The sequence below is a fragment of the Skermanella mucosa genome (assembly GCF_016765655.2).
Lineage (GTDB): Bacteria > Pseudomonadota > Alphaproteobacteria > Azospirillales > Azospirillaceae > Skermanella > Skermanella mucosa.
The window spans coordinates 2,199,472-2,214,342 of record NZ_CP086106.1; the positions used below are offsets into that span (position 1 = coordinate 2,199,472).

Here is a 14,871-nt window from a genome sequence, read left to right on the forward strand (position 1 = left end):
GTGATTGTCCGCTGCTAGCTTGCCGCGCTTGAAGGATGGACGGCAAGCCATCCGCTTCCGACCTGTCTGCCGCCGCCAAGCATGATCCGATACTCAGTATAGATGCTCCGGTCGGCACATAACAGCATTAGCTTTATAAGCTTTATTTGCGGCTTGTCGCGCGCGACCGCTGATGATAGCGAAGATGCGCCACTGAAGCCCGCATCCCGCGACCGGCCCCCGCGCCATTTCCGGAGTCCGATGTCCGCCCTCACTTTCCAGACCATCGTGGTGTTCGCGCTGCTTGTCGGCGTATTCATCGCCTTTATCCGCGAGTGGGTGCCGCCGGACATCGTTGCGCTGACGACGGCGGCCATCCTGCTTCTGACCGGCGTCCTGGGCACGGACGAGGTGCTGGCCGTCTTCAGCAACAATGCGGTCGCGACGGTGGCGGCGATGTTCGTGCTGAGCGCCGCGCTGGAGCGGACCGGCGTCGTGGAGGCTTTGGGCAATGCCGCCATGCGGGTGGTGGGGCGCGACCGGATGCTGGCTTTCGTGATGCTGGTCGGGCTGGCCGTGGTCACCTCGGCCTTCATCAACAACACGCCCGTGGTGGTGATCCTCACGCCGGTCGCGGTCCGGCTCTGCCTCCATCTCGGGATGGCACCCAGCAAGCTGCTGATCCCGCTGTCGTTCGCCGCGATCTTCGGCGGCACCTGCACGCTCATCGGAACCTCGACCAACCTGCTGGTGGACGGCGTCGCCCAGCGCATGGGCATGGAAGCCTTCGGCATCTTCGAGATCACCGGCTTCGGCGTGATCATGGCCCTGATCGGCATCGCCTATCTGGTGCTGGTCGGGTACCGGCTGCTGCCGGACCGCGAGACCACGGGCGAGTTGCTGTCCAACCAGCCCCAGCGTCAGTACCTGACCGAGGTGGTGGTGCCTCCGGGCAGCCCGGTGATGGGCATGACCCTGAAGGAGGCCAAGCTCGTCAACCTTTCCAACGCCCGGGTCATCGACGTTGTGAGGCAGGATGAATCGCTGCGCCGGGAACTGGACACCGTGGTGCTGCGCGCGGGCGACCGCATCCTGATGAAGAGCGGGATGGAAGGCGTGATGGGCCTGCGCGAGCATGCCGGGTTCGCCTTCGATCCGCAGGTGGACCTGCAGGAGATGTCGACGCGGAGCACCCGTGTGGTGGAAGGCATCATCGGCCCGCGCTCCGGTTTCGTCGACCACCGTCTGGCGGAATTCAATCTGCGGCGGCGGTACGGCCTCTACATGATTGCGGTACACCGGCAAGGCATCAATCTGCGCGAAAAGTTCGAGGAGGTCCGCCTCGAAGTCGGCGACATGGTGATCCTGGAGGGGCCGGAAGAAGGCATCCGGCGGCTGGTCGAGTCGGGCGACCTGATCAACCTGACGGAGCCGGTCCACAACCCGATGCGCCGCGCCAAGGCGCCGATCGCGATCGGCGCGGTCTTGGCCGTGGTCATACTCGCGGCCCTGGACATCATGCCGATCGCGGGTCTGGCGCTGATCGCGGCGGTGGGCGTCGTGCTCACGGGCTGCCTTGACCGGGACGAGGCCTACCGCTCGATCGAGTGGCGTATCCTGTTCCTGATCCTGGGCATGCTGACCCTCGGCGCCGCCATGGAGAAGACGGGGGCGGTCCAGCTTGTGGCGGGAACCGTGGTCGATGCGGTCGGCCGCAGCGAACCGCTGATCATGCTGTCGCTCGTCTACTTCCTGGCGTCCGCCCTGACGGAAATCGTCAGCAACAATGCCGTCGCCGTGCTGCTGACACCGATAGCCATAGGGATCGCGCAGCAGCTCGGCGTCGATCCGAGGCCCTTCGTGGTCGCCGTGATGTTCGGCGCCTCCGCGAGCTTCGCGACGCCGATCGGCTATCAGACGAACACGTTCGTCTATGGCGCGGGGGGATACAAGTACATGGACTTCGTCAAGGTAGGGCTGCCGCTCAACCTGCTTTTCTGGGCCGTCGCGACCTTCCTGATACCGCTTTTCTGGCCGTTCTGAGGCCGGCCGGAACGCGGATGAGGGTCAGCGGGCGAAGCGCGGCATCTTCGATCCGCACAACAGGTCGTCGAGCCGGTAGGCCATGTCCATCGCCATCTGGAAGGTGGGCTTGTCGAAGATCGGTTGCGGTCCGGCTTCATAGCAGAGAAGGCGCGCGTTCCGGATGGCGGAGTTGATGCTGGCGGGCTGGAGGTGGTGGTTCATGGCGCGTATCCCGATCTGTGGCGGCGGTCCGGCATCGCATCGGACCGCCTCTTCTACCCACAGGGTACGTGCGCTCACCGTGAAGGAATAGCAAAAAGCTTTTGATGATATATCAAGGGATCCCTTGAGGAACCGGCTTCGCCGCCTCAGTGCATCCCTTCCAGTTCCTGCGCGGTCTGCTGGCCGGGCAGTTTGCCCAGGATGATCATGCCGAGCACCTCGTCCTTGGTGACGTCGGAGGTGTGGCAGGTCCCGACCAGCTTGCCGTTCTTCATGACGCTGACCCGGTCCGACAGGTCGAACACGTCGTGAAGGTCGTGGCTGATCAGGAAGATGCCGATGCCTTCCTTCTTCAGCTGCTTGATCAGTTCCGCCACCTGCCGGGTCTCCTGCGGGCCCAGCGCCGCGGTCGGCTCGTCCATGATCAGGATCTTGGCGTTGAAGTGCAGGGCGCGGGCGATCGCCACCGACTGCCGCTGTCCGCCCGACAGGTTCTTGACCGGCTCCTTGATCTTGCGGAAGTTGGGATTGAGCCTGCCCATGACGTCGCGGGTCGCCCGCTCCATCGCGTCGTCGTCCAGCGTTCCCCAGGGGGTCATCAGCTCGCGGCCGAGGAACAGGTTGCCGGGTGCGTCGATATTGTCGGCCAGCGCCAGCGTCTGGTAGATCGTCTCGATGCCGATCGCCTTGGCGTCGCGCGGGCTGCGGATCTCCACCGGCTGGCCGTTGATCAGGATCTGTCCGGAGTTCGCCTGGTAGGCGCCGGAAAGGATCTTGATCAGCGTCGACTTGCCGGCGCCGTTGTGGCCCAGCAGCCCGACGACCTCGCCGGGATAGAGGTCCACGGTAACGCCGTCGACCGCCTTGATGCCGCCGAACTGGATGGAGATGTCGCGCATTTCCACCAGCGGAACGGTTCCTGTCATCTCTCGGGCCCTCCTAGCGGCGGCGTTTCTGGTAGACGGTATCGAGCCAGACGGCGACGATCAGCACCAGGCCGATGACGACCGGCTGCATCGGCGTCGAGATGTCCAGCAGGATCATCCCGCTCTGCAGGCTCTGCATGATCAGCGCGCCCAGGATCGCGCCCGCGATCGTGCCGACGCCGCCGGCCAGCGAGGTTCCGCCGATCACCGCCGCGGCGATGACGGACAGTTCCAGCAGCGAGCCGGTGGAGTTGAGGCCGGCATTGAGCCGCGCGGTCTGGATCGCGCCGGCGATCGCCGCGAGCACGCCCATCAGCACGAAGATCATCACCGTGACCTTGCGCACGTTGATGCCGCCCAGCTCGGCGGCCTCGGGATTGCCGCCGATGGCGAAGACGTAGCGGCCGAACTTGGTGACCTTGGTCAGCGCCGACATGGCGACCGCCACGACGATCAGGATCAGCACGGGGATGGGAATGCCCTGCGGCACCTGGGTGCGCGGCCGGTAATAGGAGTTCATCACCATCACGAAGGCCACGATCAGGGCCACGGAGACCGCCAGGATCAGCGCCTCGGCCCACAGCGGCCGGACGGGAAAATTGAACCGGTTGCGCCGCTGGCGCGTGCGGACCGTCTTGAACAGCACGGCGGCGATGAACATCGCGCCGACGACCCAGCTCCAGAAGGCGCCGATCGAGCCGTCCAGGCCGCCGCCCAGGAGCTGGAAGGTCGGGTCCATGGGGGCGACGGTCCGGCCTTCGGTGATCCACCAGGCGAGCCCGCGGAAGATCAGCAGGCCGCCCAGCGTGACGATGAAGGCGGGAACGGCGCGGTAGGCCACCCACCATCCCTGGAAGGCGCCGATCAGGGCGCCCATGGCGAGGCCGGCGACCAGGGATACCACCCAGGTCCAGGAGGTGCCGATCGGCAGCACCTCGACCTGGAGGACGGCCATCACCATGCCGACGAATCCCAGGACGGAGCCGACCGACAGGTCGATGTGGCGGGCGACGATCACCAGGACCATGCCGGTCGCCATGATGCCGACGACGCTGGTCTGGACCGACAGGTTCCACAGGTTGCGCGCCGTCAGGAAGATGCCGCCCGTCATGATGTCGAGCCCGATCCAGATCACCGCCAGGGCCGCCGCCATGGCCAGCAGCCTGGTGTCGATCTCCAGGGCCGCGATCAGGTTGCGGGCGCCCTGCGGCCGCGCCGAGCCGGGCGATTCAACGACAGTCGTCATTGTCAGGTTCCCTCATGCGGAAATCGCGGACCCCCGGCATGACCGGAGGACCGCGATCGCCGTTCAACGATCCGGGAGGCGGCGGCTCACATGCAGGCTTTGGGAGCCTTGGCCTTGTCGACACCCTGGCAGGCCACGGCCTTGGTCACCCAGCCCGCATCGATCACCAGGTTGAGGTTCTCCTTGGTGATCGGGATCGGGGTCAGGAAGATCGCGTCCAGCTCCACGCCCTTGGCGCCCTGGTTCCACTTGGTGGCGCCCTTGATCTGCGAGGCTTCGGCGCCCTTGGCCAGCTCCACGGCGATGTTTGCCGCGTTCTTGCCGAGTTCGCGCGAGTCCTTCCAGACGCTGACGGTCTGCAGGCCGCGGGCCACCCGGTTCAGCGCCGCCTGGTCGGCGTCCTGGCCTGACACGGGAATGCCCTGCAGGCCCTGGGCGGAGAGCGCCGCGATCGCGCCGCCGGCCGTGCCGTCGTTGGAGGCGACGACGGCGTCCACCTTGTTGTTGTTGGCGGTCAGGATCTGTTCCATGTTCCGCTGGGCGTTCTCGGGCAGCCACCCGTCGGTGTACTGCTCGCCCACGACCTTGATGTCGCCCTTGTCGATCGAGGGCTTCAGCACCTCGAGCTGGCCGGAATGCAGGAAGTCCGCGTTGGGATCGGCGGCGCTGCCCTTGATGAAGACGTAGTTGCCCTGCGGCTTGACCTTCAGGATCTCGCGGGCCTGGATGCGTCCGACCTCCTTGTTGTCGAAGGTCAGGTAGAAGACGCCGGGCGCCTCGATCAGGCGGTCATACCCCACCACCGGGATTCCCTCGGCGGTCGCCTTCGAGATGGCCGGCATGATGGCGTTGTTGTCCTGGGCCAGCACGATCAGCGCGGTGGCTCCGCGGGTGATCAGGCTCTCGACGTCGGCGAGCTGCTTGGACGGCGAGCTCTGCGCGTCGGCGCTGATATAGTCGGCGCCCAGCTCGGCCAGGCGGGCCTTGATGGCGGCCTCGTCGGTCTTCCAGCGTTCCTCCTGGAAGTTGGACCAGCTCACCCCGACGACGACCTTCTGGGCCCATGCCCCGGTAGATGCCGTCATGACGAGCACCGCGCCCACGCCCATCAGGGCATGCTTGATGGCATTCATTGAGTTCCGCCTCCCCCATAGGTTCATTCTTGTTGGCCCGGCATGTACCGTGGCGAGCTTTTGAAACCGGCTTGTGTCAACGTCCGGGCCACCAGACGCTGCGGCATTGTCGCTCTGCTACACACTGCCGCTGCCCAACGATGCCATGGCGCAAAAGCCAAATCAATCGACCTCGCCGGACTTCGCCGCCGCGGGCATAGCGCGGCCGCCGATGCCCTCTCCCGTGGCCGGGAGAGGGCTGGGCCGGCGCTTACTTGGCGTCGGCGGCGACCTGCATCTTGACGATGCGGTCGGGATCGGTCACCGCGCCGTTGCGCATGGACGACCCCTTCTTGATGTTGTCGACGAACTCCATGCCCTCGACCACCTGGCCCCAGACCGTGTACTGCCGGTCCAGATGGGGAGAGGGTCCGAACATGATGTAGAACTGGCTGTCGCCGCTGTTCGGATCCTGGGCCCGCGCCATGGAGACGGTGCCGCGGACATGCTTGTAGTTCGAGAACTCGGACTTCAGCTTCTGGCCGGACCCGCCGGTGCCGTCGCCCCTCGGGTCGCCGGTCTGGGCCATGAAGCCGTCGATCACCCGATGGAACACGAGGCCGTCGTAGAAACCTTGGCGGGTCAGTTCCTTGATCCGCGCGACGTGGTTGGGAGCCAGATCGGGCTTCAGCTCGATCACGACTCGGCCATCCTTCAGGTCGAGATAGAGGGTGTTTTCAGGATCCAAGGCAAAAGCCTCCCCACTCCAGAGAAAGGCGCCCATCAGGGTCGCCATGATTAGGGTCTTCAACCAGCGCATCGTTGCTTCCACAGTGCAGGTCGGTGACGCGGCGACCATAGTGGAAGCCGTGGCGGGAAGAAAGCCGTGCCTCGCGAACACCCGTCGGCGGCCGGTGGTCAGCTCGCCTGCGCCAGCGACCCCGACCCGGCGAGCCGCTGGGTCAGCCAATGGGCAAGGCGCTCGGCGCCCTCGGCCGGGACATGGAGGCCAAGCTTGGTCCGGCGCCACAGGATGTCGTCGGCGGTGCGCGCCCATTCCCGCTCGACCAGCCAGGCGGCCTCCCGCTCATACAGGCCGCCTCCGAAATCGGTGCCCATGTCCTGGAGCGAGCCGGCGTCGCCGACGACCCCCTCGGCCATGGTGCCGTAGAGCCGGCACAGGCGTTGCGCCACCGCGTCCGGCAGCCAGGGCCGTCGTGCCTTGAAGGCGGCCGTGAACGGTTCGAACCGGGCGTCCGGCATGTCGCCGCCGGGCAGCGGCGCCTTGGCGGTCCAGGACGGCGCCAGGCCGGGGATGAAGCCCGCCAGCTTGTCCATGGCATGCTCGGCCAAGCGGCGGTACGTGGTGATCTTGCCGCCGTAGATCGACAGGAGCGGCGCTTCCCCGGTCTCGCCCGACAGGTCGAAGACATAGTCGCGCGTGACGGTGGATGGGTTCGCGGCGCTGTCGTCGTCGTAGAGCGGGCGGACTCCGGAATAGCTGCGGACCACGTCGTCCGGCCCGATCTGCGTCCTGAAATAGCGGTTCACCGCGTCGCACAGGTAGGCGGTCTCCTCCGGATCGATCCGCACGTCCGAGGCGTCGCCCTGGAACGGGATGTCGGTGGTGCCGATCAGGGTGAAGCGGTGCTCGTAGGGGATCGCGAAGATCACCCGGCGGTCGGTGTTCTGGAGGATGTAGGCGTGGTCGCCCTCGTACAGCCGCGGGACGACGATGTGGCTGCCCTTGACCAGCCGCATGTGGGCATTGCCCTTCTGGCCGGCGATCCCGTGCAGGAACCGTTCGACCCAGGGGCCGGCGGCGTTGACCAGGATCCGGGCGGTCACCACCCGTTCGGCGCCGGTCGCCAGGTCCTTCAGCCGCGCGGTCCAGCGGTCGCCCTGGCGGCGCGCCTCGACGCAACGGGTGCGCGGCAGGATCTCGGCGCCGCGCGCTCGGGCGTCCATGGCGTTGAGCACCACCAGCCGGCTGTCCTCGACCCAGCAGTCGGAATAGGCGAAGCCGCGGGCGAGTTCCGGCTTCAGCGGCGCCCCCTCCGCCCGGTCGGTCCGGAAATCGAGGCTCCGGGTGCCCGGCAGGCTGCGCCGTCCTCCAATATGGTCGTAGAGGAACAGGCCCAGCCTGATCATCCAGGCCGGGCGGAGAAGCCGGTTGTGCGGCAGCACGAACCGCATCGGCCAGATGATGTGGGGAGCGATCCGCAGAAGCACCTCGCGCTCCGCCAGGGCCTCGCGGACCAGGCGGAATTCGTACTGTTCGAGATAGCGGAGGCCGCCGTGGATCAGCTTGCTGCTGGAGGAGGAGGTGGCGCTGGCGAGATCGGCCTGTTCGCACAGGATCACGGAAAGCCCGCGGCCGGCCGCATCGCGCGCGATGCCCGCGCCGTTGATGCCGCCGCCGATCACCAGAAGATCCACAGCCGATTCCCGCCGATCCATCTCCATCTCCCGAAAAGCCCCTCGGTATGTTCGAAAACGAACATAATGCGCGTTCTGAATTTTCGCAAACGAACATTCCCGAATGTCCTTTTTCTGACACGACGGAGTGCTAGCTTCGGTCGGGTGGAACGTTTCGTCGGGTGGAAGGTAAGGACGCGATGGCGCGTCGCTGGACGTGGGTGCTTTTGACGGTGATCGCCGTGGCCGGGACCGGGGTGCTGGGCCTGCCGTTCCTGGTCGAATGGCAGGGCGAGCGGATGCTGCGCGATTACGGCTGGCCGGGCGCGCGGGTGGACGTCGCGCGGATGGACCTGTCCGGTGCCGATATCGACATCTGGAACGACTCGGCCCGGGAGCGTCGGATCGGCCGGATCGAGCTGGCCTATTCCTTCGCCGCGGGGATCGGCGGCCGACTGGACCTGGATATGCCGCTGTCCGGACTGGTTCCGGAGGGCATCGAGTTGAAGGACGCCGCCTTGCGTACCGCCGGGACGATCCGGTCGGAGGACGGCCGGTGGAGCTATGTCCCCGACGGATGCGTCACGGTGACCGCCGCCGGTGCCGCCGCCGGGCAGGTAAGGGTGAGCGAACCGACTTCGCTGTGCCTGGAGTCCGTCCCCGGCAGGACCTTCCTCGACTACAGCCTTGCCGATGGCGTGACCCTGGCTTTCGCGGTCAAGCCCGCGCCTCTCAGGCTGACGGTCCAGGGAACGCCGGTTGCCGGCCGGCTCCCCGCCCTGGCGGTAGATGCGAGGCTGGCGGCGACCGGGGATCCCATGGGCATCGACCTCGCGTGGCGGCAGGGGATGATCTCGCTGCCCCGGCAGGCGGTCGTGGGCGAGGGCCTGTCCGGCAAGGCGACTTTCGATCCGGCACTGGAACACCCCTTCGCGGCCGATTACGCCATCGCGACCATCCGCCATGATCAGCGGAAGCCCTTCGTGGCGCCGCTCCGGGCGCAGGGCCGCGCCGAGGGAGATCTCCTCGGATCGGTACTTTTCGATGCTCGGCTGACGGACGCCGCCGGAACGATCTCCGTCGATATCTCGGGCGAGCAGGACGTTCCGGCCGGGGCGGGATCGGCCGAGGTGAAGATGGCGCCCGTCCGGTTCACGCCCGGCGATCCGGGGCTCACCGGCCTGTTCCCCTTCCTTGGCGACTGGGTCGAGACCGTCACCGGGACCTTCGGCCTGGACGGGCGATTCGCCTGGGGCGAGGGGAGCGGAAAAGGGAACGCATCGCTCCTGATCGAGAATGCGGCGGTCGAGACCGGCGGGGTAACGGCACGGGGCATCAACGCTGTGCTGGCCGCCGACAGCCTGGCGCCGCTTCGCCTGCCGCCGGGACAGGTCCTGTCGGTCGCGCTGATGGATGTCGGCCTTCCCCTGACGAACGCCGTCGTCGAATTCGGGATCGCGGCGGACAGGCTTTCCGTTGCCCGGGCCGAATGGCAGTGGGCCGGCGGCTTCGTCAGGGCCGTTCCGTTCGATCTCGGGCTCGACGATTTCGATCCGGGAGGCGAGGAGCGGACGATCGAACTGGAAGCGACGGGAATCGACCTTCAGAGACTCCTCTCGGTCGCGGCGGTCGAGGGGCTGTCGGCCACGGGGTCCCTGGGTGGGCGCCTGCCGGTCCGGGTCGGCCAGGGCTCCGTGACCGTCACCGACGGCAAGCTGGAGACTCTGGGTCCCGGCACCCTGCGTTACGACCCGGCGGCGCCCCCGGCCTTCCTGGAGGGCGATCCCGGCAGCAGCACGGACATGCTGCTCCAGGCGCTGACCGACTTCCGGTACGAATCGATGGAGCTGACGGTCAACGGGACTGCGGGCGGCGAGATGGCGATCGGTTTCGCGATCCGCGGGTCCAATCCCGATTTCTATGATGGATATCCGGTGGCGCTTAATCTTAATGTCGACGGCGCGCTCGACACGATCCTGCGGCGCGGCATCACAACCTATCGGATCCCGGAAGCGGTACGCGACCGGATCCTGGAATTCCAGGCCCAGGACAAATAATGGACATCCCGCTCGCGCGCCGGCGCCTGCTTCTCGGAACGGCGCTGGCCGGTCTCACCCCGGTGCTCGCGGCGTGCAGCCCGACGGTCAAGGTGGAGGCTCCCGACAAGCCGATCGAGATCAACCTGAACATCCGCATCGAGCAGGAGGTCCGCATCAAGGTCGAGCGCGACCTGGAGCAGGTTTTCGCCGACGATCCCGAGCTCTTCGGATTGCCGCCCGGCGGCGTGCCGGGGAGCGGCGGCCAGGGTGTCGGCAGAAAGGGTAACGGTACGAAATGAGACGCTTATTGATGGCGGCTGCGCTGGCCCTGTGGACCGGGGTCGCGGCTCCGGCGGCGGCGCAGGCTCCCCTGGACCAGGCCAAGCAGGCGGGATTGGTCGGCGAACGGCCCGACGGGCTGATAGGCTACGTCGCCGGCACCGTTCCCGCCGACATCCGCGCCCTGGTGGACCGGATCAACGCGCAGCGGCTCGACCGGTATGCCCAGGTCGCCCGGACCAACGGGACGTCGGTCGAAAGCGTGCAGGCCGTCGCCGGCCGCCAGCTGATCGAGCGGACGCCGGGCGGGCAGTATGTCATGACGGGATCGGGCGATTGGCGGCGCAAATAGGAACAATCCGTCGTGGTTGTTTTTCTATCCTTCGGCACGATCCCGTGATACGATTTAGGGGTATGTAAACTTCCGCCGCCAGGATACCGTCCCGGCGTCCGAAGACAGGGCTCCAGAAAGGAGTTTCGGCCATGGTGACGATATCCAGCTTCCTGTCCGCCTACTCGACGACGAGTGCGACCAGCACCGCCAGGACATCGGCGGCGACGACAAGTCCGGCCGCGACCACGGCGGCTTCGGAGAAGGCGTCGCCGACGACCCGGTCCAGCGGTGCCGCGGGGGCGATCAAGCTGGAGTTCGACCAGGCCAAGCCGCGTACCGCCGACAGCCTGCGGGACCAGCTGCGGACCAAGCTGGACGACGTATTGGGCGGGATCTACAAGGACAAGGACCAGCGCGCCAAGGCGACGGAGGAATCCCTGAAATCCCTGTCGTCGCAGATCGACAAGGCGGCGTCTTCAAAGGACGTCAAGGGCGTCGAGATCCGGGTCGGTTCTGTCAGCACCAACTACGGTTCCTCCTCCAGCGTGCGTTCGATCGGAATCGAGGTCGGGCTCGTGCGGGACAAGAAGGTATCGTCGTCCGACACGACCGTGCTCGACTACCAAGGGAAGACGGTCGGGCTGTCGGCGGGGGAGGTCGCATCCGGACTGGCCAAGGGCGCGTACTCGACCACGGGCCAGCTGCCGGCCGACGCGTCGAGCGCCGGGTCGGCCGCCCTGGAGAAGGCCCGGACGGCGCTGACGAAGGTGCAGCAGACCTCCGACGCCCTGAAGGCCTTCCGCAACGGCGACAGCGGCCCGCTGGACGAACTGCGGGCGCAGATGCAGGGCGGCAAGTCCTCGGCCTCGGCGGCGACCCAGTCGGTTTCCTCCGATCCCACGGCGGCACTGATGAGCAGGGACCCGAAGGTCCGCCAGCAGATGCTGTCCCAGATGATGGCCAACCATTACGGCCAGTTCGTCCGCTGATCGGCGGGACGGTGATCCTTTATCCAGGGCTTGGTTATTCCCGATGGGACGGCTAAGTGTCGCCGTTCCGACGGACGATCGCGACTGGGGAAGAGACCATGACCGCCTTGATCATGCCGCACCACGGCAAGTCACCTGTCATCCATGAAAGTGCCTTCATCGCGGATACCGCGGTGGTCATCGGCGACGTCGAGATCGGCGAGGACTCCGGGATCTGGTTCGGCTGCGTGATCCGGGGCGACGTCAACGTCGTCCGTATCGGCGCGCGCACCAACATCCAGGACGGCGTGGTGATCCATGTCGCGTCGCGAGGGCAGGGAACCTATATCGGCGACGACATCACCATCGGCCACATGGCCCTGCTGCATGCCTGCACCCTGGAAAGCGGCTGCTTCGTCGGGATGAAAGCCTGCCTGATGGACGGCTCCTATGTCGAAGGCGGCGGCATGGTCGCCGCGGGCGCCTTGCTGACACCTGGCAAGCGGGTGCGCAAAGGGGAGCTTTGGGCGGGAACGCCCGCCCGCTTCATGCGCGACGTCACTCCGGAAGAAATCGCCTTCTTTCCGCAGTCGGCACGTCAGTATGTCGACCTGGCTGCCAGCTATCGTCGGCCGTGACCGCCGGGGGGCGGCGGGGCGCGCCGTGCGCCCGCGCCGCACGGTTCCTCATCAGGTGATCCTGACCGCGACGTAGGACCCCGGCGCGTCCTCGATCACCGGCAGCCCGCCGGCGCCGGGAATGCGGGCCGCCACCTTGCCGCCGCCGTGCTTGGACAGCCAGCGCTGCCATTCCGGCCACCAGGAACCCGGGTTCTGCTTGGCGGTCGCCAACCAGTCGTCCGGGGCCTTCGGCAGCTTGGCGTTGGTCCAGTAGCAGTATTTCTCCGCGGCCGGCGGATTGACCACGCCGGCGATATGGCCCGACGCCGACAGGACGAACTTGATCGGGCCGGAGAAGGTCTGCGTCCCGGCATAGGTCGATTTCCACGGCGCGATGTGGTCCTCGCGGGTGGACAGCATGAACACGGGGGTCTTGATCTTCCGCAGGTCGATCGGCTCGCCCTTCAGGCTGATGCCGCCGGGCTGGATCAGCAGGTTCTTCTGGTACATGTTGCGCAGGTAGAAGCTGTGCATCCGCGCCGGCATGCGGGTCGAATCCGAGTTCCAGTACAGCAGGTCGAACGGGAACGGGTCCTTGCCCAGCAGGTAGTTGTTGACCACGAACGACCAGATCAGGTCGTTGGCGCGCAGCATGTTGAAGCTGGTCGCCATGGTGCTGCCGTCCAGGTAGCCTTTCTCGTTCATCTTCTCCTCGAGCATCTGGAGCTGCTCTTCGTCGATGAACACGGACAGCTCGCCGGACTCGGAGAAATCGGTCATGGTCGTGAAGAAGGTGGCGCTGGTGATCCGCTCGTCGCCCTTGGCCGCCATGTAGGCCAGGGTGGAGGCGAGCAGGGTGCCGCCCAGGCAGTAGCCTATGGCGTTGACCTCCGCCTCGCCGGTCGCGAGCTTGATCTGGTCGAGTGCTGCCAGCGGCCCCTCGACCATGTAGTCCTCGAAGCTCTTGGCGGCCAGTTCCTCGTCCGGGTTGACCCAGGATATCATGAAGACCGTGATTCCCTGGTCCACCGCCCACTTGATGAAGGAGTTCTTCGCGCGCAGGTCGAGGATGTAGTACTTGTTGATCCACGGCGGCACTATGAGCAGCGGGCGCCGCAGCACCTGCTCCGTCGTCGGGCTGTACTGGATCAGCTGCATCAGGTCGTTCTGGTAGACCACCTTGCCCGGGGTCGAGGCGATGTTCCTGCCCACCTGGAAGGCGTCGTAATCGGTCATCCGGATGCTGAGCTGGCCCTTGCCGCGCTCCAGGTCGTCCAGCAGGTGCTCCAGCCCCTTGACCAGGTTCTCGCCGCCGGACTCCATGGTGGCGCGCAGAACCTCCGGGTTCGTCATGACGAAGTTGCTGGGCGCCATCGCGTCCACGAACTGGCGGGTGTAGAAATCGACCTTCATGGCCGTCTTGTCGTCGAGGCCGTCGACGCCGCGGACGCTCGACTGCATGAAACGGGCGGTCAGCAGATAGGACTGCTTGATGAAGTCGAACAGCGTGTTCTCGTCCCAGGCGCTGTCCTTGAACCGGCGGTCGTCCTTGGCGGGCAGGATCACCGGGTCGGCCTCCTGGCCCAGGAACCGCTGGGTCGTGCGCTGCCACAGGGTCATGTAGTCCTGCCACAGCGACATCTGGGCCTGCATCAGCTTGACCGGGTCGGCCATCATCCGCGTGGTCATCTCGATGAAGGCGTGGCCGATGTTCAGCGGATCGGTCGACGGTGCATGGTTGCCGTCATGGACCTGCCGGGCCAGGAACTCGGACACCAGATGCTGGCTGTGCTCGGCGATCCGGGCCATCGCCCGGCTCAGTTCGACGGGATCGGGGAACTTCACGTCGGAGCCATGCGTTTCGGCTCCATGCGTTTCAGCCATGTTTTTCGGTCCTCTGCGACTCTACAATGATCTTGCGGTCGGCCGCTCCTCGCCGTGGAAATGCCGAACGCGGAATGCCGGGCTTGATGGAACGCGCACTTTGATACAACATCGGCGTAATTTTTTCAGCGCCGTGATACTGCGGCGTATGGTTCCGGCGAGTTTCGTCCGCGCCCAATCGACGCACGGGGATGCCAAAACCTCCGCCATGGGAGACTATGACGGCAATGGGTGACAGAAAATATAAAATGGCTACGCAATGACCAGCCCAGGCCCGAACCAGCATCCGCAAACCCGTCCGCGCCGGGCGGCCCCCTGGCGTATCCTGGCCGCCGCAGCCCTGCTGGCCGGCACGGCGGGATGCGCCGACAGTCCCGTGCTCGACCTGCTGGGCGGCGGCGCCGGCCTGCCGCCCGAGGGGGCGGAGCAGGGGCTGATCCGGCGCGCCACCGACCAGGACAAGACCTGGCCGAACCTCGCCAGCGTGCCGCCGCGGCCGACCGCCTTCAGCAAGCCGGCGGAGCGGCAGGCACTACTGGACCGGCTGAAGATCGAGAGGGGCGAGGACCTGGCGTCGGGTGCCGACCTGGACGCCCGGGCGCCGGTCGCCCCGGCGCGGCAGGCACCGCCGACGCTTCCCGCGATGGGCGGCGAGGTTCCGCCGCCGGTCAGCGCCATCCAGATCCCGCAGGCCCCGCCCGCGGCTCCCTGAGGTACGGCGCGGCGCCGGCGACCTGTATCCTTCGGCCCGTATCTTTTGGGGTGAAGCCGCCGCCGAAAAATCTCGATTCCGGAGCGTCGGGGCGGTACATACTGGCT

14 protein-coding genes are annotated in these 14,871 nt (G+C 66.5%); 7 read left to right on the top strand and 7 right to left on the bottom strand.

All coding sequences use genetic code 11. The features are described 5' to 3' along the window. The first annotated feature begins 240 nt into the window (after positions 1-240). Positions 241-2,022 carry an SLC13 family permease gene (locus tag JL100_RS09925; RefSeq protein WP_202683611.1) on the top strand — a complete coding sequence of 594 codons (1,782 nt, stop codon included), beginning with the start codon at positions 241-243 and terminating at the stop codon, positions 2,020-2,022. Positions 2,023-2,046: 24 nt separating this feature from the next. On the opposite strand, the gene JL100_RS09930 is transcribed toward JL100_RS09925, so the two are convergent. The 6 genes from JL100_RS09930 to glpD form a co-directional block, all read right to left on the bottom strand. Then, complete coding sequence (locus JL100_RS09930) at positions 2,047-2,226, bottom strand: hypothetical protein (RefSeq protein ID WP_202683610.1); 180 nt, start codon at positions 2,224-2,226, stop codon at positions 2,047-2,049. Between the two features lie 146 nt (positions 2,227-2,372). Continuing rightward, positions 2,373-3,152, bottom strand: coding sequence for an ATP-binding cassette domain-containing protein (locus JL100_RS09935; protein ID WP_202683609.1), 780 nt, complete (start codon positions 3,150-3,152; stop codon positions 2,373-2,375). Between the two features lie 13 nt (positions 3,153-3,165). Continuing rightward, positions 3,166-4,398 (bottom strand): sugar ABC transporter permease, encoded by a 1,233-nt coding sequence (locus tag JL100_RS09940; RefSeq protein WP_202683608.1) that lies wholly within the window; start codon positions 4,396-4,398, stop codon positions 3,166-3,168. An 86-nt stretch (positions 4,399-4,484) separates the two neighbouring features. Next, the gene (xylF, locus tag JL100_RS09945; RefSeq protein WP_228421172.1) at positions 4,485-5,531 is read right to left on the bottom strand and encodes a D-xylose ABC transporter substrate-binding protein; all 1,047 of its coding nucleotides are present in this window, start codon (positions 5,529-5,531) and stop codon (positions 4,485-4,487) included. A 250-nt stretch (positions 5,532-5,781) separates the two neighbouring features. Next, the gene (locus JL100_RS09950; RefSeq protein WP_228421173.1) at positions 5,782-6,306 is read right to left on the bottom strand and encodes a peptidylprolyl isomerase; all 525 of its coding nucleotides are present in this window, start codon (positions 6,304-6,306) and stop codon (positions 5,782-5,784) included. Positions 6,307-6,428: 122 nt separating this feature from the next. Continuing rightward, complete coding sequence (gene glpD, locus JL100_RS09955; RefSeq protein ID WP_228421174.1) at positions 6,429-7,970, bottom strand: glycerol-3-phosphate dehydrogenase; 1,542 nt, start codon at positions 7,968-7,970, stop codon at positions 6,429-6,431. A 158-nt stretch (positions 7,971-8,128) separates the two neighbouring features. On the opposite strand from glpD, the gene JL100_RS09960 reads away from it, so the two are divergent. The 5 genes from JL100_RS09960 (at position 8,129) to JL100_RS09980 (ending at position 12,186) form a co-directional block, all read left to right on the top strand. Continuing rightward, a complete protein-coding gene (locus JL100_RS09960) occupies positions 8,129-9,985 on the top strand; it encodes a YdbH domain-containing protein (protein WP_202683605.1) in 1,857 nt (618 codons plus the stop codon). Next, on the top strand, positions 9,985-10,266 hold the full coding sequence (locus tag JL100_RS09965; RefSeq protein ID WP_202683604.1) for a YnbE family lipoprotein: 282 nt from the start codon (positions 9,985-9,987) through the stop codon (positions 10,264-10,266). The genes JL100_RS09960 and JL100_RS09965 overlap by 1 nt, the downstream gene beginning before the upstream one ends. Next, positions 10,263-10,598: a YdbL family protein gene (locus JL100_RS09970; protein ID WP_202683603.1), complete on the top strand. Its 336-nt coding sequence runs from the start codon at positions 10,263-10,265 to the stop codon at positions 10,596-10,598. Before JL100_RS09965 ends, JL100_RS09970 begins: the two co-directional genes overlap by 4 nt. A gap of 131 nt (positions 10,599-10,729) precedes the next feature. After that, positions 10,730-11,569, top strand: coding sequence for a hypothetical protein (locus JL100_RS09975; protein WP_202683602.1), 840 nt, complete (start codon positions 10,730-10,732; stop codon positions 11,567-11,569). Between the two features lie 98 nt (positions 11,570-11,667). After that, entirely contained in the window at positions 11,668-12,186 is a 519-nt protein-coding gene (locus tag JL100_RS09980; protein WP_202683601.1) for a gamma carbonic anhydrase family protein, read from the top strand. 51 nt (positions 12,187-12,237) lie between these two features. Here JL100_RS09980 and JL100_RS09985 read toward each other — a convergent pair whose 3' ends face one another. Then, a complete protein-coding gene (locus tag JL100_RS09985; protein WP_228421175.1) occupies positions 12,238-14,052 on the bottom strand; it encodes a PHA/PHB synthase family protein in 1,815 nt (604 codons plus the stop codon). Positions 14,053-14,311: 259 nt separating this feature from the next. Here JL100_RS09985 and JL100_RS09990 point away from each other — a divergent pair, with 259 nt between their 5' ends. After that, positions 14,312-14,764, top strand: coding sequence for a hypothetical protein (locus tag JL100_RS09990; RefSeq protein WP_202683600.1), 453 nt, complete (start codon positions 14,312-14,314; stop codon positions 14,762-14,764). Positions 14,765-14,871 lie beyond the last annotated feature (107 nt).

Excerpts from the sequence above, each read along its gene's own strand:
- JL100_RS09940 (WP_202683608.1), bottom strand. The coding sequence starts at position 4,398 with ATGACGACTGTCGTTGAATCGCCCGGCTCGGCGCGGCCGCAGGGCGCC.
- JL100_RS09960 (WP_202683605.1), top strand. The coding sequence starts at position 8,129 with ATGGCGCGTCGCTGGACGTGGGTGCTTTTGACGGTGATCGCCGTGGCC.
- glpD (WP_228421174.1), bottom strand. The coding sequence starts at position 7,970 with ATGGATCGGCGGGAATCGGCTGTGGATCTTCTGGTGATCGGCGGCGGC.
- xylF (WP_228421172.1), bottom strand. The coding sequence starts at position 5,531 with ATGAATGCCATCAAGCATGCCCTGATGGGCGTGGGCGCGGTGCTCGTC.
- JL100_RS09980 (WP_202683601.1), top strand. The coding sequence starts at position 11,668 with ATGACCGCCTTGATCATGCCGCACCACGGCAAGTCACCTGTCATCCAT.
- JL100_RS09970 (WP_202683603.1), top strand. The coding sequence starts at position 10,263 with ATGAGACGCTTATTGATGGCGGCTGCGCTGGCCCTGTGGACCGGGGTC.
- JL100_RS09990 (WP_202683600.1), top strand. The coding sequence starts at position 14,312 with ATGACCAGCCCAGGCCCGAACCAGCATCCGCAAACCCGTCCGCGCCGG.
- JL100_RS09985 (WP_228421175.1), bottom strand. The coding sequence starts at position 14,052 with ATGGCTGAAACGCATGGAGCCGAAACGCATGGCTCCGACGTGAAGTTC.
- JL100_RS09965 (WP_202683604.1), top strand. The coding sequence starts at position 9,985 with ATGGACATCCCGCTCGCGCGCCGGCGCCTGCTTCTCGGAACGGCGCTG.
- JL100_RS09975 (WP_202683602.1), top strand. The coding sequence starts at position 10,730 with ATGGTGACGATATCCAGCTTCCTGTCCGCCTACTCGACGACGAGTGCG.
- JL100_RS09950 (WP_228421173.1), bottom strand. The coding sequence starts at position 6,306 with ATGGCGACCCTGATGGGCGCCTTTCTCTGGAGTGGGGAGGCTTTTGCC.
- JL100_RS09925 (WP_202683611.1), top strand. The coding sequence starts at position 241 with ATGTCCGCCCTCACTTTCCAGACCATCGTGGTGTTCGCGCTGCTTGTC.
- JL100_RS09935 (WP_202683609.1), bottom strand. The coding sequence starts at position 3,152 with ATGACAGGAACCGTTCCGCTGGTGGAAATGCGCGACATCTCCATCCAG.
- JL100_RS09930 (WP_202683610.1), bottom strand. The coding sequence starts at position 2,226 with ATGAACCACCACCTCCAGCCCGCCAGCATCAACTCCGCCATCCGGAAC.